General features: G+C 58.4%; 15 protein-coding genes. 4 read left to right on the top strand and 11 right to left on the bottom strand.

The genetic code is table 11. The annotated features are described in order from the left end of the window. Window positions 1-54: 54 nt before the first annotated feature. The 5 genes from POR16_RS11670 to POR16_RS11690 all read right to left on the bottom strand — a co-directional run bounded on the left by POR16_RS11670 (window position 55) and on the right by POR16_RS11690 (window position 4,446). Window positions 55-1,203 (bottom strand): Gfo/Idh/MocA family protein, encoded by a 1,149-nt coding sequence (locus POR16_RS11670; protein ID WP_005892956.1) that lies wholly within the window; start codon window positions 1,201-1,203, stop codon window positions 55-57. A gap of 94 nt (window positions 1,204-1,297) precedes the next feature. Continuing rightward, a complete protein-coding gene (locus tag POR16_RS11675) occupies window positions 1,298-2,065 on the bottom strand; it encodes an SDR family oxidoreductase (protein ID WP_005892954.1) in 768 nt (255 codons plus the stop codon). Window positions 2,066-2,088: 23 nt separating this feature from the next. Next, window positions 2,089-3,156 (bottom strand): phosphotransferase family protein, encoded by a 1,068-nt coding sequence (locus POR16_RS11680; RefSeq protein WP_005892952.1) that lies wholly within the window; start codon window positions 3,154-3,156, stop codon window positions 2,089-2,091. Window positions 3,157-3,363: 207 nt separating this feature from the next. Continuing rightward, window positions 3,364-3,681 carry an SCP2 sterol-binding domain-containing protein gene (locus tag POR16_RS11685; RefSeq protein ID WP_005892951.1) on the bottom strand — a complete coding sequence of 106 codons (318 nt, stop codon included), beginning with the start codon at window positions 3,679-3,681 and terminating at the stop codon, window positions 3,364-3,366. A gap of 54 nt (window positions 3,682-3,735) precedes the next feature. Continuing rightward, the gene (locus tag POR16_RS11690; protein ID WP_005892950.1) at window positions 3,736-4,446 is read right to left on the bottom strand and encodes a histidine phosphatase family protein; all 711 of its coding nucleotides are present in this window, start codon (window positions 4,444-4,446) and stop codon (window positions 3,736-3,738) included. 205 nt (window positions 4,447-4,651) lie between these two features. Here POR16_RS11690 and sohB point away from each other — a divergent pair, with 205 nt between their 5' ends. Continuing rightward, entirely contained in the window at window positions 4,652-5,674 is a 1,023-nt protein-coding gene (gene sohB / locus POR16_RS11700; protein WP_024671478.1) for a protease SohB, read from the top strand. A gap of 324 nt (window positions 5,675-5,998) precedes the next feature. Here the strand turns inward: sohB and POR16_RS11705 are convergent, their stop codons facing one another. Beyond that, window positions 5,999-6,493 carry a DUF934 domain-containing protein gene (locus tag POR16_RS11705; RefSeq protein WP_005892947.1) on the bottom strand — a complete coding sequence of 165 codons (495 nt, stop codon included), beginning with the start codon at window positions 6,491-6,493 and terminating at the stop codon, window positions 5,999-6,001. After that, window positions 6,477-8,135, bottom strand: a complete 1,659-nt coding sequence (locus POR16_RS11710; RefSeq protein ID WP_005892946.1) for a nitrite/sulfite reductase — start codon at window positions 8,133-8,135, stop codon at window positions 6,477-6,479. Before POR16_RS11710 ends, POR16_RS11705 begins: the two co-directional genes overlap by 17 nt. 556 nt (window positions 8,136-8,691) lie before the next feature. Between POR16_RS11710 and POR16_RS11715 the strand changes: the two genes are divergently transcribed. Further along, a complete protein-coding gene (locus POR16_RS11715; RefSeq protein ID WP_024690023.1) occupies window positions 8,692-9,792 on the top strand; it encodes an ABC transporter substrate-binding protein in 1,101 nt (366 codons plus the stop codon). 10 nt (window positions 9,793-9,802) lie between these two features. On the opposite strand, the gene metH is transcribed toward POR16_RS11715, so the two are convergent. Beyond that, window positions 9,803-13,522 carry a methionine synthase gene (metH, locus tag POR16_RS11720; RefSeq protein WP_005892940.1) on the bottom strand — a complete coding sequence of 1,240 codons (3,720 nt, stop codon included), beginning with the start codon at window positions 13,520-13,522 and terminating at the stop codon, window positions 9,803-9,805. Between the two features lie 282 nt (window positions 13,523-13,804). Here metH and POR16_RS11725 point away from each other — a divergent pair, with 282 nt between their 5' ends. Next, window positions 13,805-14,827, top strand: a complete 1,023-nt coding sequence (locus tag POR16_RS11725) for an acyltransferase family protein (RefSeq protein ID WP_005892939.1) — start codon at window positions 13,805-13,807, stop codon at window positions 14,825-14,827. Window positions 14,828-14,897: 70 nt separating this feature from the next. Beyond that, window positions 14,898-15,491, top strand: coding sequence for a Fe-S biogenesis protein NfuA (gene nfuA / locus POR16_RS11730; protein WP_005892938.1), 594 nt, complete (start codon window positions 14,898-14,900; stop codon window positions 15,489-15,491). Window positions 15,492-15,589: 98 nt separating this feature from the next. Here nfuA and POR16_RS11735 read toward each other — a convergent pair whose 3' ends face one another. Genes POR16_RS11735 through POR16_RS11745 form a run of 3 tightly spaced genes read right to left on the bottom strand, consistent with a single transcriptional unit; the run spans window position 15,590 to window position 20,027 of the window. Next, entirely contained in the window at window positions 15,590-17,569 is a 1,980-nt protein-coding gene (locus tag POR16_RS11735) for an acetyl/propionyl/methylcrotonyl-CoA carboxylase subunit alpha (protein WP_193566955.1), read from the bottom strand. Beyond that, window positions 17,566-18,405 (bottom strand): gamma-carboxygeranoyl-CoA hydratase, encoded by an 840-nt coding sequence (locus POR16_RS11740; protein WP_053480010.1) that lies wholly within the window; start codon window positions 18,403-18,405, stop codon window positions 17,566-17,568. Before POR16_RS11740 ends, POR16_RS11735 begins: the two co-directional genes overlap by 4 nt. Window positions 18,406-18,419: 14 nt before the next feature. Then, window positions 18,420-20,027, bottom strand: coding sequence for a carboxyl transferase domain-containing protein (locus POR16_RS11745; protein WP_005892933.1), 1,608 nt, complete (start codon window positions 20,025-20,027; stop codon window positions 18,420-18,422). Between the last annotated feature and the right edge of the window lies 1 nt (window position 20,028).

Genomic DNA, 20,028 nt, shown 5'->3' on the forward strand with positions numbered 1-20,028 from the left:
GAACGCCAGCCGGAACGGCAAGCATTCTACCCGTTCGCACGTGCTCTCAGGAAGTCAGATATCGGCAAGCGCGACCCAGCGCTGTTCTGTCGCTGCACGACGAATCGCGCTGGCCAGGCGCTCGATTTGCCAGGCTTCTTCAAAGTCCGGGCCGCGGCTGCCCTGGCCACACACCGCCAGGATCAATGCCTGCACCTCCAGTGCCTTGAGCTCGTTATACCCCAACTGGTGACCGGGTGCGGGGCAGAACGCCGCGTAGCCGGGCAGTGCTGGCCCGGCTAGAAGGCGCTGGAAGCCGTCCCGCCCTGGCGCGCCAGGGCGGTAGATGCGCAGCTCGTTGAGGCGTTCCTGATCGTAAGCCAGCGTGCCTTGCGTGCCACTGATTTCAAAGCTCAGGTGATTTTTATAGCCATGCTTGAGCCAGCTGCTGCTGAACGTGCCACGAGCGCCATTGGCAAAGCGCAGCAATGCGTGCGTCTGGTCATCCACGGCGATGGTGCGCATTTCGCTGCTGCCCAGGCTTGCAGGACGTTGACGGTGTACGGTGCTGGCATCCGCACAGACCGCTTCGACATCGCCCATCAAATAGCGCGCCATCGCCAGCAGGTGGCTGCCCAGATCAGCCAGCGCGCCTCCGGCATGTGCCGGCTCGCATCGCCAGGACCAGGGTGAGGTCGGGTTGCCCATGAAGTCCTCGCTGAACTCGCCCTGAAAGCTGACGATGTCGCCCAGTTCGCCTGCTTCTATCATTTCTCTGGCGAGCCCGATTACCGGATTGTGCTGGTAGTTGTAGCCGACCTGAGTTACTACTCCAGCGGCCTTGGCGCTGAGGCGCATCTCGTTGGCCTCAGCCAGGCTGACGGCGAGCGGCTTCTCGCAATACACCGCTTTGCCGGCGGCGATGGCAGCCATCGCCATGGGGAAATGCAGGTGGTTGGGGGTGGTGATCGCCACGATATGGACCTGCGGGTCGTCGATCAGCTGTTGCCAGTCGGCATGGCTGCGATCAAAGCCCCAGGCCTGCGCGCAATGCTCGGCTCTGGCGCTGTCAGCGTCTGCCAGGGCAGCCAGACGAATACGGGCTGGCAATTCAAGCGCAGCATTGGCACTGCCGAACGCCAGCGCATGGGCGCGCCCCATGAAGCCAGTGCCGATAAGACCAATGCCCAGTTCAGGCCGGCTGGTGGATAGAGTTTCCCGCATGACACTCTCCAGAATGGATTGTTGTTATGCGGAAAATATATTCCAATTAAATAAATAATGGAAAATTAATTCATTATTCTGATAGTGATTTCGTTCAGGTCAGAAATCCGCCATCTACATTCAGCGCAACGCCGGTGGTATAGCTGGAGGCCTCGCTTGCCAGATAGAGAACTGCACCGGCCATTTCGCTGGGCGCTGCGACTCGCTTCAACGGGATCTGCGACAGGGCCATGTTCAGAATCGCATCGTTCTTCACCAGCGCCGAGGCAAACCGGGTATCGGTCAGGCCTGGCAGCAGTGCGTTGCAACGAATGCCGAATTCCGCGCACTCCTTGGCGAACACCTTGGTCATGTTGACCACTGCGGCTTTGGTCATGGAATAGACACCCTGATAGACACCGGGCGACACGGCATTGATCGAGGCCACATTGATAATGCTGCCGCCACCGCCTTCACGCATCAATTTGCCGGCTTCTACGGACATGAAGAAGTAGCCGCGGATGTTGACATCGATAGTCTTCTGGAAGGCGCTGAGGTCGGTGTCCAGCACATTACAGAACTGAGGATTGGTGGCGGCGTTATTGACCAGAATGTCCAGGCCCCCAAATTGCTGACGTACTTCTGCAAAAGCACGGGTTATCTGCTCCATCTCTCCGATGTGGCAGGCGATGGCGGTGGCTTTGCCACCCTCGGCGACGATAGCGTCAGCCACGGCCTGGCAGCCATCGAGCTTGCGACTCGACACGATGACATGCGCGCCTTGCTGGGCCAGCAACCTGGCGATGGCCTCGCCGATGCCACGACTGGCGCCTGATACAAAGGCCACTTTGTTGTCGAGATCGAACAGTTGGGTTCTGGACATTTCAATTCCCTGTGTTGACGTCATCAAAGGCTGGATTTGGCGATCACGTTCAGACTCATTTGCTCAAGCAGCCGGTTCATGTCGATGAACCGGGCAAAGCGTTTGTCCTGGGTCTGGCCATGAAAAAAACGGTAGTAGATCTGTTGCACGATGCCGGCCAGTCGAAAAAGCCCGTACGTGTAATAGAAGTCGACATTGTCGATGCGCATACCTGAGCGTTCGGCGTAGTAATCGACGAACCCCTGGCGGCTCAGCATGCCTGGCGCGTTGCTGGGTTGACGACGCACTGCCTGTACCGGCGCAGGATCGTCAGCCTGAATCCAGTAGGCGAGGGTATTGCCGAGGTCCATGAGCGGATCTCCCAGCGTGGTCAGCTCCCAGTCAAGCACGCCGATGATGCTCATCGGGTCGGCTGGGTCGAGGATCACGTTGTCGAAGCGATAGTCGTTATGCACGATGCTCGAGGTGGGCGAGTCGGCAGGCATCTTGTCGACCAGCCAGCGCTTGACTTGCTCCCATGCCGGAGCATCTGGGGTCATGGCTTTCTCGTAGCGCTCCGACCAGCCCAGAATCTGCCGTTGCACGTACCCTTGTGGCTTGCCCAGATCACCCAGGCCGCAAGCGCGGTAATCGACTTGATGCAGGTTCACCAGCTTTTCGATGAAGCTTTTGCACAGGCTTTCGGTCTGCCGGGCATCCAGCCCCAGTTGCGGCGGCAGATCGGAGCGCAGAATGATGCCCTTGACGCGCTGCATCACGTAAAACTCCGAGCCTATCAGCGACTCGTCGGTGCAATGCACATAAGCCTCGGGGCAGAAGGGGAATGCGTCCTTGAGCTGATTGAGAATGCGGTATTCCCGGCCCATGTCGTGTGCCGAGCGCGCCTTGTGCCCGAACGGAGGACGGCGCAGCACCAGCTCTTTATCGGGGTACTGGATCAGGTACGTCAGGTTCGACGCGCCGCCTGGAAACTGACTGATAACCGGCACGCCCCGCAGCTCCGGAATATGAGCCTTCAGGTAGGGATCAATGAGGCCAGCGTCCAGCTCTTCGCCTGTGCGAATCTTGGTGGACTGATCAGTCAGTTCCATGCTTATCCCTTGTGCTTGTGCTTGTGCTTGTGCGCTGCTTCGATCATTGAGCAATCTAATGGTCTGTAGAATCACCATCAACTCGGCTACAGCTTTATAGGCTAGCGTGTTGCCGAGCAATCAGTGTCCCTGATCACTGATATGCGCAGATAAAAAACCGAAGCGCCAGGCTTCGGTCTTTTTGAAACGGGCGCGACGAATCGGCAGTTATACCGGAAACAGTTCGCTCAATTTCATGGCCAGCATCATGTCGCCTTCGGCGCGCAGCTTGCCGCCCATGAAGGCCTGCATGCCATCGGTCTCGCCGCTGACGATACCCTTGAGGGTTGCGCTGTCCATGACCAGGGTCACGTTGGCGTCCGGGTTCTCGCCTTCCTGCAATTCGCAGGTGCTGTCCTTGACGATCAAGGCATAGTGCTTGTCTTCGTCAGTGATATTGAAACCGAAGATCAGGTCCAGACCGGCAGCTGCAGCCGGGTTGAACTTTTCTTTCATGGTCTGTACTGCTTCTGCTACTGAGGTCATGTCTTGATCCTTTGTGGTAAGTGCTTGCGTGCGGAGGGATGCGATTGGTCGGGCTCAGCGATAGGTAATGAGCGCCGGCGTGTCGAGCAGTTGCAAGTGCGTGTAGCTGTTGAAGGCAGCCAGGGTAACGTTGGTGCCTTTGAACTTGAGCTGATGCAGCGATGTATTGACGATATGCCAGTGAAGCTCCAGCGCCTTTGATGCGGGCATTCCCGTTACAAGATGCAGCAGGGCCGTGATGGTCCCGCCGGAGGTGAATATGGCGATACGCTCATTCGGACCTGCAGCATGGAGAATTCTATCCAGGCCTGCCTTTACGCCGGCCACGAAACCCAGCCAGCTCTGCAACCCCGGCGTGTCATGCTTGCCACTCAGCCAGCGCTCGGTAATCAGGTTGAACAACCGGTGAAACCCTGCGGGGTTCCCGGCGACGTCGCGCAGAATATCCAGCGCTTGCGGTTCGTCGACGAGCATCGCCGGTATCAACGACCTGATCACCCCTTCGGCGTCGAATTCATCGAAAGCGCTGTCGAGCTGCAGGGGAGGTGTGTCCAGGCCTGCTTCGGCATACTGGCCCAGCACATGCTGTGCGGTGTCTTTCTGACGCAGCAAGGCCCCTGACACGCAGCGGTCAAAGCTCAGGCCCAGTTTCGCAAGGTAAGCCCCCAGCACCTGAGACTGACGAATGCCCACAGGCGACAGTACGTCGTAATCGTCTGCACCAAATGAGGCTTGGCCATGTCGTATCAGGTAGATGCTGCCCACGTCCGGGTCACTCGGTACGTTGAAGGTCCAGCGAGGTTATGAGGGATGCCTGGGGACTGTCAATGAAAAAACATACGCTCGTTTGAAATCACCGTTTTAATGGTTTGTAACGGCTGGGCTGCTGGTGCGTCGAACAGGGCGTCGGTATGCTGCAGTCATCGCAGCCCCTGCCGCACAGGGGGTCTAACGCAAGTGAGGGATATTCGTGGATTTCGTTGTCGATTACGCAAGTTTTCTGGCTAAAACCGTAACGCTGGTGATTGCCATCGTGGTCGTGCTGGTCGCCATTGCGTCCATGCGTGGCAAGGGCCGACGCAAGTCTGCAGGACAGTTGCAGGTCACTCGCTTGAATGACTTTTACAAAGGCCTGCGCGAGCGGCTTGAGCAGTCGCTGCTGGACAAGGACCGTCTCAAGGCGTTGCGCAAGGAGCAGGGCAAGGCCTTGAAGAAAGAGAAAAAGCAGGCCGAGACCAAGGCTCGCGTTTACGTGCTGGACTTTGACGGTGACATCAAGGCGTCTGCGACCGAAAGCATGCGCCATGAGATCACTGCGCTGCTGACACTGGCGACTGACAAGGACGAAGTGGTGTTGCGTCTCGAGAGCGGCGGCGGCATGGTTCACAGCTACGGGCTGGCGTCCTCGCAACTGGCGCGTATCCGTCAGGCAGGCATTCCGCTGACGGTGTGCATCGACAAGGTGGCTGCCAGTGGCGGTTACATGATGGCCTGCATCGGCAACAAGATAATCAGCGCCCCGTTCGCCATCCTCGGCTCCATCGGTGTCGTGGCGCAATTGCCTAACGTCAACCGCCTGCTGAAAAAGCATGATATCGACTTTGAAGTCCTGACCGCTGGCGAGTACAAGCGTACGCTCACGGTATTTGGCGAAAATACCGAAAAAGGCCGTGAGAAGTTTCAGCAGGACCTGGACATCACTCATGACCTGTTCAAGAACTTCGTCGCCAGCTACCGCCCGCAACTGTCCATAGACGAGGTCGCTACCGGTGAGGTGTGGTTGGGCATGGCGGCAGTCGACAAACTGTTGGTCGATGAACTGAAAACCAGCGACGAGTACCTCGCGGAACGCGCAAAGAACGCTGACGTGTTTCACCTGCATTACGTGCAGCGCAAGAGCCTGCCGGAACGCATGGGCATGGCTGCTGCGACCTCTGTGGATCAGGTGGCTGCAAAGTGGTGGGGGCGTTTGACTCAACAGCGGTTCTGGTAGGAGTAACGACCCTAGTGCCGATGCTCAGCGCTCATCGTCATGCATAAGCCCGCTTTTGATTCTGGTTTCAGGCCGTGGGAGCTAAAGATACAAGCTTCAGGAGGTTACGACGCCTGCGATTGCTGCAAAAAGGGCCCTGAACTCGGTTCTTTCTGATGTATTGAATGCACTGGTCTTGCTGCCGGTTCCCGGCAGATCGCGGACAAGTCCGCTCCTGCAATTCCTGAAAATCATGGGCAGATCGTGGATAAGCGAAGCGTCGCCGGTTCCACTCCTGCGGCCTTTGGCCAGAAGCAGGAGTGGGCTTGCTTACAGCTTCGAGGGTCAGCGTCGCCGGAACAGTGGCAGAGGCTGATCAGCAGCAGCTTGATAGGTCACGGAGAAGTCCTTCAGACCTTCCAGCGCGTCGTACGGGTCTTTGTCCGGGCGCACCGCAAACGCGTCGAAGCCACAGCGGCGCATGTAGAAAAGCTGATCACGCAACACGTCGCCAATCGCGCGTAACTCGCCTTTATAGCCATATCGGTCACGCAACAGGCGAGCGTTGGAGAAGCTTCGACCGTCAGTGAAAGCCGGAAAGTTCAGGGCAATGACCTGGAACTGATCGACATCGGCACCGATTTCCTCCGCTTCTTCATCGCTGTCCAGCCACACGCCGAGACCGCCATCGCGGGCCTTGAGGGCATGCGCGTGCTCGCGCCACAGCGCAAGCGGCACGATCAGGTCGTCGCAATTGGACAGGCTGTCAAAGGTGGTTTCCTTTGGCAGCAAATGCCAGGTCTCATCAATGACTTCGTCGTTCTTAATGATTCGCTGCATAGACACGCTCCTTGAAAGGGTCAATGCCAATCCGCTGGAAAGTGTCGATGAAACGTTCGTCTTCGGTACGTTTCTCGACGTACACATCGATCAGCTTTTCGATCACGTCCGGCATTGCATCCTGGGCGAATGAAGGGCCGAGGATCTTGCCAAGGCTTGCGTCGCGGCTGGCGCTGCCGCCCAGTGACACCTGATAGAACTCTTCGCCTTTCTTGTCCACGCCCAGTATGCCGATATGGCCCACATGGTGGTGGCCGCACGCATTCATGCAGCCGGAAATGTTCAGGTCCAGCTCGCCGATGTCGAACAGGTAATCCAGGTCGTCGAAACGGCGCTGTATGGACTCCGCAATCGGGATCGACTTGGCGTTGGCCAGTGAGCAGAAATCACCGCCAGGGCAGCAAATTATGTCGGTCAGCAGGCCTATGTTCGGGGTGGCGAAGCCGTTTTCACGCAACTCGTTCCACAGCGTGAACAGCTCGGCCTGCTCGACGTCGGCAAGGATGATGTTCTGCTCGTGAGATGTACGCAGTTGCCCGAAGCTGAAGCGATCGGCCAGGTCGGCGACGGCGTCCAGCTGCTTGTCGGTCAGGTCGCCCGGCGCTACGCCCGTCGGCTTGAGCGACAGGGTGACGGCGATGTAACCCGGTTTTTTGTGAGCCAGCACATTACGTTGGCGCCAGCGTGCAAAGCCTGGATGTTGAGCATCCAGCGCGGCCAGTTCGGCATGCTGGTCGCTGAGGGCCTTGTACTCGGGGTCGACAAAGTGCCGCGAAACGCGCTGCACTTCAGCTTCTGTGAGAGTGGTCTGGCCGCCGCGCAGGTGGGCCATTTCTGCCTCGACCTTTTCTGCGAAGACTTCGGGGGTCAGCGCCTTGACCAGAATCTTGATCCGCGCCTTGTACTTGTTGTCACGACGACCGTAGCGGTTGTAAACCCGCAGAATGGCGTCCAGGTAGCTGAGCAGGTCCTGCCACGGCAGGAACTCGTTGATGAAAGCGCCCACTACCGGCGTACGGCCCAGGCCGCCGCCCACCAGGACCCGGAAACCCAATTCGCCCGCTTCGTTGCGCAGCGGCTCCAGACCGATGTCGTGAACTTCAATGGCTGCCCGATCGCTGGTCGAACCATTGACGGCAATCTTGAATTTACGCGGCAAGTAGGCGAATTCGGGGTGGAAAGTCGTCCATTGACGGACGATTTCGCACCAGGGGCGTGGGTCGACGAGTTCATCTGCCGCGACGCCGGCGAACTGGTCGGTGGTCACGTTGCGCAGACAGTTGCCGCTGGTCTGGATAGCGTGCATCTGCACAGTCGCAAGTTCGGCAAGTATGTCGGGAATATCTTCCAGCGCGGGCCAGTTGAACTGCACGTTCTGACGGGTGCTGATGTGCGCATAGCCCTTGTCGTAGTCACGCGCAATCTTTGCCATCATGCGGGCCTGGCGCGAAGTCAGTTGTCCATAAGGAACTGCCACGCGCAGCATCGGTGCGAAGCGCTGGACATAAAGCCCGTTTTGCAGGCGCAACGGTCGAAACTCTTCTTCGCTCAGATCCCCGGCGAGATAGCGTCGGGTCTGATCACGGAACTGCTTGACGCGGTCCTCGATGATCTTCTGATCGTAATCGTCGTATACGTACATATAAGTCCTGTTCTCAGGCTTCGTCATGAAGCAGGTCCGATAACATGCGGTCAGGGTAAAAATGCCCTTCGCTTGCTGCCTGCGTCATCTGGTCGATTCTGCGCGCACGGCCGCGCACTCCCTGCGGAGCGGAGGCGACGATAGCAGTTTGCAGATATCGATAAAAGTGATGTTTATATATATGCAAATCACTAAAAGCGATAAGCAAATGGCCGCTTGTACATCTCCATGCTTGCCGTGTGGGCAAGACTCGACTTAACTGAGCATTGACCGGTGTTCAACCAGCACCGGCACACGATCTTTCATGTGCAATCAGCCACAAGACAAACAAGAGGCGATGCGATGAGCAAGCACCCCAAGGCAACAAAAACCGGCAGGTCCGTGGACACATGGGCGATTCTTTTTATTGTCATTCTGGCAGTGGGGGTCGCGATGTTCTGGGCCAGCGGCCGCTGACAGGCGCACAAAGAGTTTGCCCCGGACCTGCAGAACCTTGCAATTGCGGCCGATAGATCGCGTATGACGGTCATTTCCTGCGACCTCAAGGTTCGATGATATGAAGGTTTTATGCGCCCTCGCGCTAATGATTTCCGGCCTGATGTGGGTCGGTGCGACATGGGCCGCTTCAGTGGTGTTTTTGTGTCCCGGTTTTGAAACCGACGGCTACTGGCGTCCCTATGCCCGCGTCATGCAGGCCGCGGCTGACACAACGGGCATGTCGCTGGAAATACGCTATACGGATCGTGATACGCGCAAGCTGGTTGCGATGGCGCGCGAAGCGCTGCAAGGCAGCGAGCGCCCGGATTATCTGCTGTTCTCGAATGAATTGAACGTCGCGCCTGAAATGCTGCGCCTTTCGCAAGGCAGCGGGGTCAAGCTGTTCGCGGTGAACAATACGCTGACGGCCGACCAGGTCCGTATTCTTGGCGACTTGCCCTCGCGTTATCCGGACTTCATCGGCAGTCTGGTGGGCAACGACGAGGAGGGCGGTTATCAGACCGCCAAGCGACTGATCAGTCTGGCTCAGCCGACTGTGCCAGGGAATCCTGTCGAGATGCTGGCTTTCTCGGGCACCAACACCACACCGGTCTCGATTTCCCGTGAAAAGGGCTTGATGCGCGCGCTGTCAGAGCATCCCGAAGTCCATTTGCGACAGATCGTTCTGGGCGGCTGGCGACGTGATCGCGCGCTTGAGCAGGCGCGCGTGTTGTTGGCACGTTATCCGGATATTCGTCTGGTGTGGTCAGCCAATGAGCAAATGGCATTCGGCGTGATGGACGCCTTGAGAGAGCGAGGTGGCAAACCAGGCAAGGATGTCTTGTTCAGCGCTATCAACGGCTCGTCTCTGTCGTTGCAAGCACAGCTGAACGGGAGCCTTGATGTGGTCGCTACCGGACATTTCACTTTGGGCGGATGGGCAATCATTCTGTTGCATCGCTATGAAACCTCTCCACAGCTACTGCTCCCGCAGCCCCGCGCCCGGATTATTGATGTGCTGCATCTGGTCGAGCCGCAGGACACGCGACGTTTTCTGGAAGCTACAAGCAGTGAGCGTTATCGACTCGACCCGCAGGCTTTCGATAAGGCAGTCGTAGGCGAGCAGTCGCCCTTTTCGCTGAAAAGCATGTTGCCGCCTGTGGACGCAGGCGGCCAGTAAGCGTTTTGCGTTACTCGTCGTAGCCAAGGTTGGGGGCCAGCCAGCGTTCAGTGACACTCAGGTCTTGGCCCTTGCGTGCGGTGTAGCTTTCGACCTGATCTTTGTCGACCTTGCCTACAGCAAAGTACTGCGCCTGCGGATGAGCAAAATACCAGCCACTGACCGCAGCGGCCGGGAACATGGCGTAGTGCTCGGTCAGGAACACGCCGCTTTTACCTGGCGTGTGCTCCGGTGTACCTTCCGGTAGCGGGTCGAGCAAGGCGAACAGGGTGCCTTTTTCGGTGTGATCAGGGCACGCAGGGTAGCCCGGGGCAGGGCGAATACCCATGTACTGCTCCTTGATCAGCGCTTCGTTGTCCAGCGCCTCGTCTTTCGCATAGCCCCAGTATTCCTTGCGCACCTGCTGGTGCAGCCATTCGGCGCAGGCTTCGGCGAGACGGTCGGCCAGGGCCTTGACCATGATCGAGTTGTAGTCGTCGCCATTGTCCTGATAGGCCTTGGCCACTTCTTCGGCACCGATACCGGCGGTGGTGATAAAACCACCAATGTAATCGGTCAGGCCGCTGTCTTTGGGCGCAACGAAGTCGGCCAGCGAAAAGTTCGGCTTGCCGTCGGGCTTGATGGTCTGCTGACGCAAGTGGTGAAGCCTGGCCAGCGGTTTGCCGTCGTCGCCGTAGACCTCCAGATCGTCGTCATTGACTTGGTTGGCCGGCCAGAAACCGAACACCGCGCGGGCGCTGATAAGCTTTTCATCGATCAGCTTGCGCAGCATCTGGCGGGCATCTTCAAACAGCGCGGTAGCCGCTTCACCGACCACTTCATCGGTCAGGATGCGCGGGTATTTACCGGCCAGATCCCAGGAGATGAAGAACGGCGTCCAGTCGATGTACTCAGCCAGTACGTTCAGGTCGATGTCCTGCAGGATACGTGTGCCGGTGAATGTCGGCTGGGCGGGGGTGTAGTTTTCCCAGTCGAACTGCGGCTTCTTGGCCACCGCCGCGCCATAGCTAAGGCGTTCGGTGCGCGCGCTGCGTGCCGAGGTGCGCTCACGTACTTCGACATACTCAAGGCGGGTCTTCTCGATGAAAGCCGGCTTCAGCTCCTTGGAAAGCAGTTGGGTCGCGACACCGACCGCACGAGACGCGTCGGTGACGTAGATCACCGCATCGTTGCTGTATTTGGGTTCGATCTTGACCGCGGTGTGGGCTTTGGATGTGGTTGCGCCGCCGATCATCAAGGGCAGATGGAAATCCTGACGCTGCATTTCCCGGGCAACATGCACCATCTCGTCCAGCGATGGGGTAATCAGCCCGGAAAGGCCGATGATGTCGCATTTCTGTTCGCGAGCGACCTGCAGGATCTTCTCGGCAGGCACCATCACGCCAAGGTCGACAATGTCGTAACCATTACAGCCCAGCACCACGCCGACGATGTTCTTGCCGATGTCGTGAACATCGCCCTTGACCGTGGCCATCAGGATCTTGCCCTTGGCTTCGGGCTTGTCGCCTTTTTCCAGTTCGATGAACGGGATCAGGTGCGCCACCGCCTGCTTCATCACACGTGCCGACTTCACCACCTGTGGCAGGAACATCTTGCCCGCGCCGAACAGGTCGCCGACCACGTTCATGCCTGACATCAGCGGGCCCTCGATGACCTCGATAGGTCGTTTGAACCCCAGGCGCGACTCTTCGGTGTCCTGAACAATGTGCGTGGTAATGCCCTTGACCAGCGCGTGTTCCAGCCGCTGGTTGACCGGCCAGCTGCGCCACTCTTCGGTTTCGGCTTCCTTGACGCTGCCATCGCCCTTGTACTTGTCGGCAATGGCCAGCAACGCATCGGTGCCTTCAGGGTTGCGGTTGAGCACGACGTCTTCGACGCAGTCCCGCAGCTCGGCCGGGATCTGGTCGTAGATTTCCAGCTGACCGGCGTTGACGATGCCCATGCTCAGGCCATTACGGATCGCATGCAGCAGGAACACCGAGTGAATGGCTTCACGCACCGGGTTGTTGCCGCGGAACGAGAACGAGACGTTGGACACCCCGCCCGAGGTCAGGGCATGCGGCAGCTCATCGCGGATATAGGCACAGGCATTGATGAAGTCCACGGCATAGTTGTTGTGCTCTTCGATGCCAGTGGCAATGGCGAAGATATTCGGGTCGAAGATGATATCTTCCGGCGGGAAGCCCACTTCATTGACCAATATGTCGTAGGAGCGCTTGCAGATCTCCTTCTTGCGCGCTTCGGTATCGGCCTGGCCCTGTTCGTCGAAGGCCATCACCACTACCGCTGCACCGTAACGCTTGCACAGGCGGGCGTGATGAATGAACTGCTCGACGCCTTCCTTCATGCTGATCGAGTTGACGATGCCCTTGCCCTGAATGCACTTGAGGCCGGCCTCGATGACTTCCCACTTGGACGAGTCGATCATGATCGGTACGCGAGAGATATCCGGCTCGCCTGCGATCAGGTTGAGGAAGGTCACCATGGCCTTCTTCGAATCGAGCATCCCTTCGTCCATGTTGATGTCGATTACTTGGGCGCCGGCTTCGACCTGTTGCAGGGCGACTTCCAGGGCTTCGGTGTAGTTGTCTTCACGAATGAGGCGGGCGAAGCGGGCCGAGCCGGTGATGTTGGTCCGTTCGCCGACGTTGACGAACAGCGACTGGCGATCAATGGTGAACGGCTCAAGACCCGACAGGCGACAGGCTTTCGGGATGTCCGGAATTTCACGCGGGGCATAACCCGATACAGCCTCGGCAATCGCCTTGATGTGCGCGGGCGTCGTGCCGCAGCAACCACCGACAATGTTCAAAAAGCCGCTTTGGGCGAACTCTTCGATGATTTTTGCCGTCTGGCTCGGCAGCTCGTCGTATTCGCCAAAGGCGTTCGGCAAGCCAGCATTGGGGTGCGCTGAAACATGGGTGTTGGCCTTGTTGGCCAGTTCCTGCAGGTAAGGTCGCAGTTCACTGGCACCCAGCGCGCAGTTCAGGCCGACCGAGACCGGTTTGGCATGGCTGATCGAGTTCCAGAAAGCTTCGGTAGTCTGCCCCGACAGGGTACGGCCTGAGGCGTCGGTGATGGTGCCGGAAATCATGATCGGCAGCTCGAAGCCCAGCTCTTCGAACACGCCCTGCACGGCAAAGATTGCGGCTTTGGCGTTGAGTGTGTCGAAGATGGTTTCAATCAGGATCAGATCGGCGCCGCCTTCGATCAGGCCCTTGGTGGCCTCGGTGTAGTTCTCGACCAGTTCGTCGAAGGTGACATTGCGATAGCCAGGGTTGTTGACATCCGGCGACAGCGAACAGGTGCGGCTGGTCGGGCCGAGGACGCCGGCGACAAAGCGTGGTTTGTCTGGGGTTTCGAGAGTCTTGGCGTCTGCCACTTTTCGCGCCAGCCGGGCACCTTCGACGTTCAGCTCATAAACGATCGACTCCATGCCGTAGTCGGCCTGGGACACCTGCGTCGCGTTGAAAGTGTTGGTCTCGAGAATGTCTGCGCCCGCATCCAGATAAGCCTTTTCGATGGCGCCTATCACGTCTGGACGCGTCAGGATCAGCAGGTCGTTGTTGCCTTTGACGTCACTTGGCCAGTCGCTGAAGCGCTTGCCACGGTAGTCCTGCTCCTCGAGCCTGTAGCTCTGGATCATGGTGCCCATGCCGCCATCGAGGATCAGAATCCGCTGTTTGAGAGCAGTAAGAAAGGCTTGATGGCGGGCGCTGCGGTCAGACATGAGGGCTACCTTGAGAAGGTCGATGCTTTAAATGACGCGATGATAGCAAACCGGAGCGCTTTTGGTGGTGTCGCGGTTTTCCATGAAAATCATTCATGTTGCCTGTGGCTATGGATTTGTAAAGAAAGCCATATGGAACATGGCCTCCAGCCATTATCACTTCCTGAACGAAACGCATCTTGCGCGATCTTTTTTCCAAAATCGTGGTCGGAAATGGTGCGCGTCGTGTGTCCGGCTGCAGGCCGGTGCACGATTGAAAGTCAGGCGGTAGAGGTTTTCGCAATGTTGATTTCAGTTCAGGCCCTGCGGGCGTTTGCCGCGTGGGTCGTGGTGTGTCACCACTTCATGCAGATTTTTTTCGATTTCAAGGCCAGTGGCCCGATTGGTGAGTTCTTCGTTTCCAAAGGTGCAGTGGGCGTCGATATCTTCTTCGTCATCAGTGGTTTGGTGATTTTTCTCTCTACCCAAAACAGCGACATGCCAGCCCGGCGCTTCATCCTTCATCGCTTGATCCGCATCGTACCGGCTTATTGGCTGTATACCGCTGCGATGGGTTTACTCCTGCTGATCGCAGCGCCAATGCTGCCCCACCAGGTCATCGGCTGGCAGAATTTCCTGCTATCACTGGTGTTTATCCCTTCGGAAAACCCCGGCGGTTACGGCCTTTATCCGACACTGAATGTCGGCTGGACGCTCAACTACGAAATGTTTTTCTACCTGCTGTTCTCGATGGTGTTCCTGTTCGAGCAACGCCACCGGCCGTTGATTATTGCTGCCGCGCTGTTTGCGGTCAGTGAAGTGCTGGCAAAGGCAGGGCTGATCAGCCGGTTCTACGGCAATGACATCGTTTACGAGTTTCTCCTCGGTATCGGTATCGGCATTCTCTATCGCCGTGGATGGATCAAACAGGCGCTATGGCTGCCTTTGGCAGGTATTGCGGTCGGGCTGTACGCTATTAATAGCCTGACAAACGAGCACCGTCTGCTCAACTGGGGTCTGCCCAGCGCATTGATCGTTTTGTCATGTATTTCTCTGGAGCCCTTTTTCAAAGGCAGTCGCCTGCTCAAGGTGCTGGGGGATTGCTCGTATTCGGTTTACCTGTTGCACGTGCTGGTGCTGTATGGCGGATTGTTGATGGCGCAGCGTTTCGGCTTGAGCCCTTACGTGGTGTTCGCCTTTTGCATACCGATCATCGCCATCGGCGCTTGGGTCAGCTATGAGTGGATCGAGAAGGGGCTCTACCGACGAATGAAGGGCTGGCTTGACGAGCGTCGCTCGGGCGGTCGGGTTCAGGCATTAACCTGACAAAAATACTAGGACTTTGTATGGCGCGGCCGATTGGCGTAAACTGCCAGCACGTCTGCGAGGAATTTTCATGACCGCTATCACTATTACCGACGCCGCCCACGATTATCTGGCCGATCTGCTGGAAAAGCAGAATACCCCGGGCATCGGCATCCGCGTATTTATCACTCAGCCCGGCACTCAGTACGCCGAAACCTGCATTGCCTACTGCAAACCGGGTGAAGAAAAACCGGACGACAAGGCCATTGGCCTGAAGAGTTTTACCGCTTGGATCGACGGCTTCAGTGAAGCCTTCCTGGACGACGCCGTTGTCGACTACGCAACCGACCGCATGGGTGGTCAGCTGACCATCAAGGCGCCGAACGCCAAAGTGCCGATGGTCAATGCCGACAGCCCGATCAACGAGCGAATCAATTACTACCTGCAAACCGAGATCAACCCCGGGCTCGCCAGTCACGGTGGTCAGGTTACCCTGATCGACGTGGTCGAGGAGGAGGCGAAAAACATCGCCGTGCTGCAGTTCGGTGGGGGTTGTCAGGGTTGCGGTCAGGCTGATGTCACGCTGAAGGAAGGTATCGAGCGCACATTACTTGAGCGCATACCCGAGCTGTCGGGCGTCCGCGATGTAACGGACCATACGCAGAAAGAAAACGCGTACTACTGATTCGTCCTTGCTGCAAAAAAAACGCCCTGATTATTCAGGGCGTTTTTTTGTGTGGCAGAATACTGGCACTGTGACGGGTACCTGACAGCGCAGCTCGGTCAGTCCAGCTCCACCAGAACGGCGCCTTCATTGACCATCTCTCCCTCTCGACAGTAAAGCGCGCTGATTACACCCGTAGCGGCTGCGCGGATGCTGTGCTCCATCTTCATGGCCTCAAGCACCACCAACTGTGCCCCGGCCTCGACTGTCTGGCCCACTTCGACCAGCACGCGGACGATGCTGCCATTCATGGGCGCGGTCAGGCCGCCATGCTGTCCCTGAACAGACTCAACCTGGTTCACGGGGTCAACTTTGTGCACGGTGTGCAGATCACCCTGCCATTTGAGGTAAAGCGTGTCGCCGCGACGTGTTGCAAGGTGCCTTGTGCGCAAACCATCGTTTTCAATATGCAGTTGCTCGCCTCCCAGATGGATCAGCGATGTGCCGTTATCGAGCAGGCGCACGGCATGAGTTTGCCCGTTGCAGCTCAGGAGTACATTGGTCTGTGCAGGCAGGCCGACACGAAGGCCTGACGCGTCGGCCCACGGCGAGTGCAGGTCGGCCTGATCGATACGGGCCGGTTCGCTCTGTCTGAACGCCTCGGCGGCAGCTTGCCAGAATGCCTCGCAGGGCTCGTGGGTCGCTGGCAGCAGTTGATCCTGGTAGCGAGGAATGAAACCGGTATCCAGTTCGGCCGCAGCAAAGGCTGGATGAGCAATGATGCGGCGCAGAAAGGCCAGATTGGTCATGACGCCGCCTACGGCGAACTCGTCCAGCATACCCAGCAGGCGCAGGCGCGCTTCTTCGCGGTTTTCGCCCCACGCAATCAGCTTGCCGAGCATGGGGTCATAGAAGGGTGAAATGCTGTCGCCCTCGGCCACACCGATGTCTATGCGTCTGCCGACGCCGCTGACGGGCTCTCGATAGAGCTCAAGCCTGCCTGTCGCGGGCAGAAAATCGTTGGCCGGGTCTTCGGCGTACAGCCGGACTTCTATAGCGTGTCCTGTCAGCGGGACCTGCGCCTGAGTGATCGGCAAGGGTTCACCACGAGCAACGCGGATCTGCCACTCCACCAGGTCGAGCCCGGTGATGTACTCGGTGACCGGATGCTCTACTTGCAGGCGAGTGTTCATTTCCATGAAAAAGAACTCTCCGCGGGCATCCAGCAGAAACTCCACCGTGCCTGCTCCCACGTAGCCAATGGCCTGTGCAGCAGTGACTGCAGCTTCGCCCATGGCCTTGCGCAGTTGCGGCTTCAGACCGGGCGCAGGGGCCTCTTCGACTACTTTCTGATGACGGCGCTGAATGGAGCAGTCGCGTTCGTTCAGGTAAAGGCAGTTGCCATGCCGGTCGGCGAACACCTGAATTTCGACGTGTCGTGGAGAGATGACGTATTTCTCCACCAGCATGCGTGAATCGCCAAACGATGAAAGCGCTTCGCGTTGAGCAGAGGCCAGGGCTTCGGCCATCTCGACGGCATGCTCGACCACTTTCATACCTTTGCCGCCACCCCCGGCTGTGGCTTTCAGAAGCACCGGATAACCAATGCGCTCGGCGGCGGCAAGGAATGTGTCGATATCCTGCGCATCGCCATGATAGCCGGGCACCAGCGGTACGCCTGCCTGTTCCATCAGCGACTTGGCGGCAGACTTGCTGCCCATGGCGTCAATGGCCGAGGCGGGCGGGCCGAGAAAGATCAGCCCGGCCTTTTCGATTGACCGGGCAAAGTCGGCGTTTTCAGATAAAAAGCCGTAACCGGGATGGATGGCCTGGGCACCGCTGGCCCTGGCTGCCTCGATCAGCTTGTCGATCGCCAGATAGCTTTCGCTTGCCTTGCTGCCGCCCAGGTCGATACGGACATCGGCTTCACGGCTGTGACGAGCGTCGCGATCAATCGCGCTGTGCACTGCAACGGTCGTCAGCCCCATCTTTTTCGCCGTGCGCATAATGCGGCAGGCAATTTCACCCCTGTTGGCGATCAGCAGCGTGGTCAGCTCGGGTGCCTTGATATCAGCTACCTTGATGTCAGTTACGTTCATGACTGCAGGTCCTTCTCTGATGCTTCTTCAGCCGTATTGTGTCGCTGCCAGCCGGGTGCGCGTTTTTGTAGAAATGCACGCAGGCCTTCCTGGCCTTCAGGGCTGGTGCGGATACGGGCAATGGTGCTTTCGCAATAACGACGTACTGCAGGCGTGAGTTCACCACTGCCGACTTCCCGCAGCAATTCCTTGCTGACGCGCATGGCCTGTGGGCTGTTGAGCAGCAGGTTGTCTATCCAGTCGACGGTTCGCGCCTCAAGGTCGGGCAGGGGATAGCACTCGGCAATCAGGCCTATGTGGCGCGCTTGCTGACCGTCGAAGCGCTCGGCGGTCAGGGCATAGCGCCGCGTTACCCGTTCGCCGATGGCCTGCACGACGAAAGGGCTGATAACCGCAGGCGCGAGTCCGATGCGCACTTCGGACAAACAGAACTGCGCGTCTTCGGCGGCGATGGCCATGTCGCAGCAACTGATCAGGCCCAGTGCGCCGCCGAACGCTGCACCTTGTACCACCGCCAGCGTCGGGATTTTCAGTCGGGCGAGGTTGTACATCAACTCGGCCAGTTCACGTGCATCGTCCAGGTTGGTGTTGTAATCGAGATCGGCTGCCTGCTGCATCCAGGCCAGGTCGGCGCCAGCGCTGAAATGCTTGCCACGTCCGCGCAGCAGCAAAAAACGCACACTTGTATCGCCTTGCACCTGATCCAGGGCGAGGATCAACTCGCGAATCATCTGGGCGTTGAAGGCATTGTTCTTGTCCGGTCGGTTCAGCCACAACGTGGCAAAACCACGGGGGTCGAGGGTCAGTTCAAGGGTTGCGAATGAAGTCGAAGTCATGGTCGTTTCCCGGCTCACATTCGGAACAGCCCGAAGGTGGTAGGTTCGATGGGCGCATTGAGCGAGGCGGAGAGGGCCAGAGCGAGAATGTCACGGGTTTGCGCCGGGTCTATCACCCCATCGTCCCACAGGCGCGCGCTGGAATAGTAAGGGTGGCCCTGATGTTCATACTGATCAAGAATCGGCTGTTTCAGTTCGGCCTGTTGTTGCGCGCTGAATGCCTGGCCGGCACGTTCGGCCTGTTCGCATTTGACCTGCACCAGCACGCCTGCGGCCTGCTCGCCGCCCATTACGCCGATGCGTGCGTTTGGCCACATCCATAAAAAGCGTGGGTCGTAGGCGCGACCGCACATGCCGTAGTTGCCGGCGCCGAAACTGCCGCCGATGATCACCGTGAACTTGGGCACCCTGGCACAGGCCACGGCGGTCACCAGCTTGGCTCCATGCTTGGCGATGCCGCCTGCTTCATACTTCTGGCCGACCATGAAACCAGTGATGTTTTGCAGAAATATCAGCGGGATGCCCCGCTGGCAGGCCAGCTCGATGAAATGCGCACCTTTCTGCGCCGCTTCGGCAAACAGAATGCCGTTATTCGCCAGAATCGCGACCGGATAACCGTGCAGCCTGGCGAAGCCGCAGACCAGCGTCGTACCGAACAGCGCCTTGAATTCATCCAGCACGGAACCGTCTACCAGCCTGGCGATGACTTCGCGCACATCGAACGGCTGCTTGGTGTCGGCGGGGACAATACCGTATAGCTCATCGCTGGCATACAGCGGCGCAACCGGCGGCTCGATGTTCAACTGGCCCGCCTTGCGCCAGTTCAGGTTAGCGATACTGCGCCGTGCCAGCGCCAGGGCATGCTCATCGCTCTCGGCGTAATGATCGGCGACCCCGGAGGTGCGGCAATGCACATCGGCACCGCCCAGTTCTTCTGCGCTGACCACTTCACCGGTGGCAGCCTTGACCAGCGGCGGGCCGGCCAAAAAGATGGTGGCTTGCTGGCGCACCATGATCGCTTCGTCGGCCATGGCGGGCACATAGGCTCCACCTGCCGTGCAAGAACCCATTACCACCGCGATCTGCGCAATGCCTTGGGCGCTCATGTTGGCTTGATTGAAGAAAATCCGCCCGAAGTGTTCACGATCGGGAAACACTTCGTCCTGGCGCGGCAGGTTGGCGCCGCCCGAGTCCACCAGGTAGATGCACGGCAGACGGTTTTGCTGGGCAATGGTCTGGGCGCGCAGGTGCTTTTTCACGGTCAGCGGGTAGTAGGAGCCGCCTTTCACCGTCGCGTCGTTGGCGATGATCATGCACTCGACGCCTTCGACACGACCAATGCCGGCAATCACTCCGGCAGCCGGAACATCTTCACCATAGACCTCATGCGCGGCCAGTTGGCCGATTTCCAGAAACGGCGAGCCGGTATCCAGCAGGCGATTGATGCGGTCGCGGGGCAGCAACTTGCCGCGCGATGTGTGGCGCTCCTGAGCCTTGAGACCGCCGCCTTGCTGGACCTGATTGAGCAGGCTGCGCAGCGCGTGGACCTGCTTGAGCAACGCCGAGTGATTAAGCGCAAACTCTGCGGAACGGGTGTTGATTCGGGTGTGGAGAATGGCCATG

The organism is Pseudomonas coronafaciens pv. oryzae str. 1_6 (genome assembly GCF_000156995.2).
GTDB lineage: Bacteria > Pseudomonadota > Gammaproteobacteria > Pseudomonadales > Pseudomonadaceae > Aquipseudomonas > Aquipseudomonas tremae.

Coding starts and splice junctions, on each gene's coding strand:
- POR16_RS11705 (WP_005892947.1), bottom strand. CDS start 6,493: ATGCAGCGAATCATTAAGAACGACGAAGTCATTGATGAGACCTGGCAT.
- POR16_RS11740 (WP_053480010.1), bottom strand. CDS start 18,405: ATGACTTCGACTTCATTCGCAACCCTTGAACTGACCCTCGACCCCCGT.
- nfuA (WP_005892938.1), top strand. CDS start 14,898: ATGACCGCTATCACTATTACCGACGCCGCCCACGATTATCTGGCCGAT.
- POR16_RS11680 (WP_005892952.1), bottom strand. CDS start 3,156: ATGGAACTGACTGATCAGTCCACCAAGATTCGCACAGGCGAAGAGCTG.
- POR16_RS11725 (WP_005892939.1), top strand. CDS start 13,805: ATGTTGATTTCAGTTCAGGCCCTGCGGGCGTTTGCCGCGTGGGTCGTG.
- POR16_RS11715 (WP_024690023.1), top strand. CDS start 8,692: ATGAAGGTTTTATGCGCCCTCGCGCTAATGATTTCCGGCCTGATGTGG.
- POR16_RS11735 (WP_193566955.1), bottom strand. CDS start 17,569: ATGAACGTAACTGACATCAAGGTAGCTGATATCAAGGCACCCGAGCTG.
- POR16_RS11685 (WP_005892951.1), bottom strand. CDS start 3,681: ATGACCTCAGTAGCAGAAGCAGTACAGACCATGAAAGAAAAGTTCAAC.
- POR16_RS11745 (WP_005892933.1), bottom strand. CDS start 20,027: ATGGCCATTCTCCACACCCGAATCAACACCCGTTCCGCAGAGTTTGCG.
- POR16_RS11675 (WP_005892954.1), bottom strand. CDS start 2,065: ATGTCCAGAACCCAACTGTTCGATCTCGACAACAAAGTGGCCTTTGTA.
- POR16_RS11670 (WP_005892956.1), bottom strand. CDS start 1,203: ATGCGGGAAACTCTATCCACCAGCCGGCCTGAACTGGGCATTGGTCTT.
- metH (WP_005892940.1), bottom strand. CDS start 13,522: ATGTCTGACCGCAGCGCCCGCCATCAAGCCTTTCTTACTGCTCTCAAA.
- POR16_RS11710 (WP_005892946.1), bottom strand. CDS start 8,135: ATGTACGTATACGACGATTACGATCAGAAGATCATCGAGGACCGCGTC.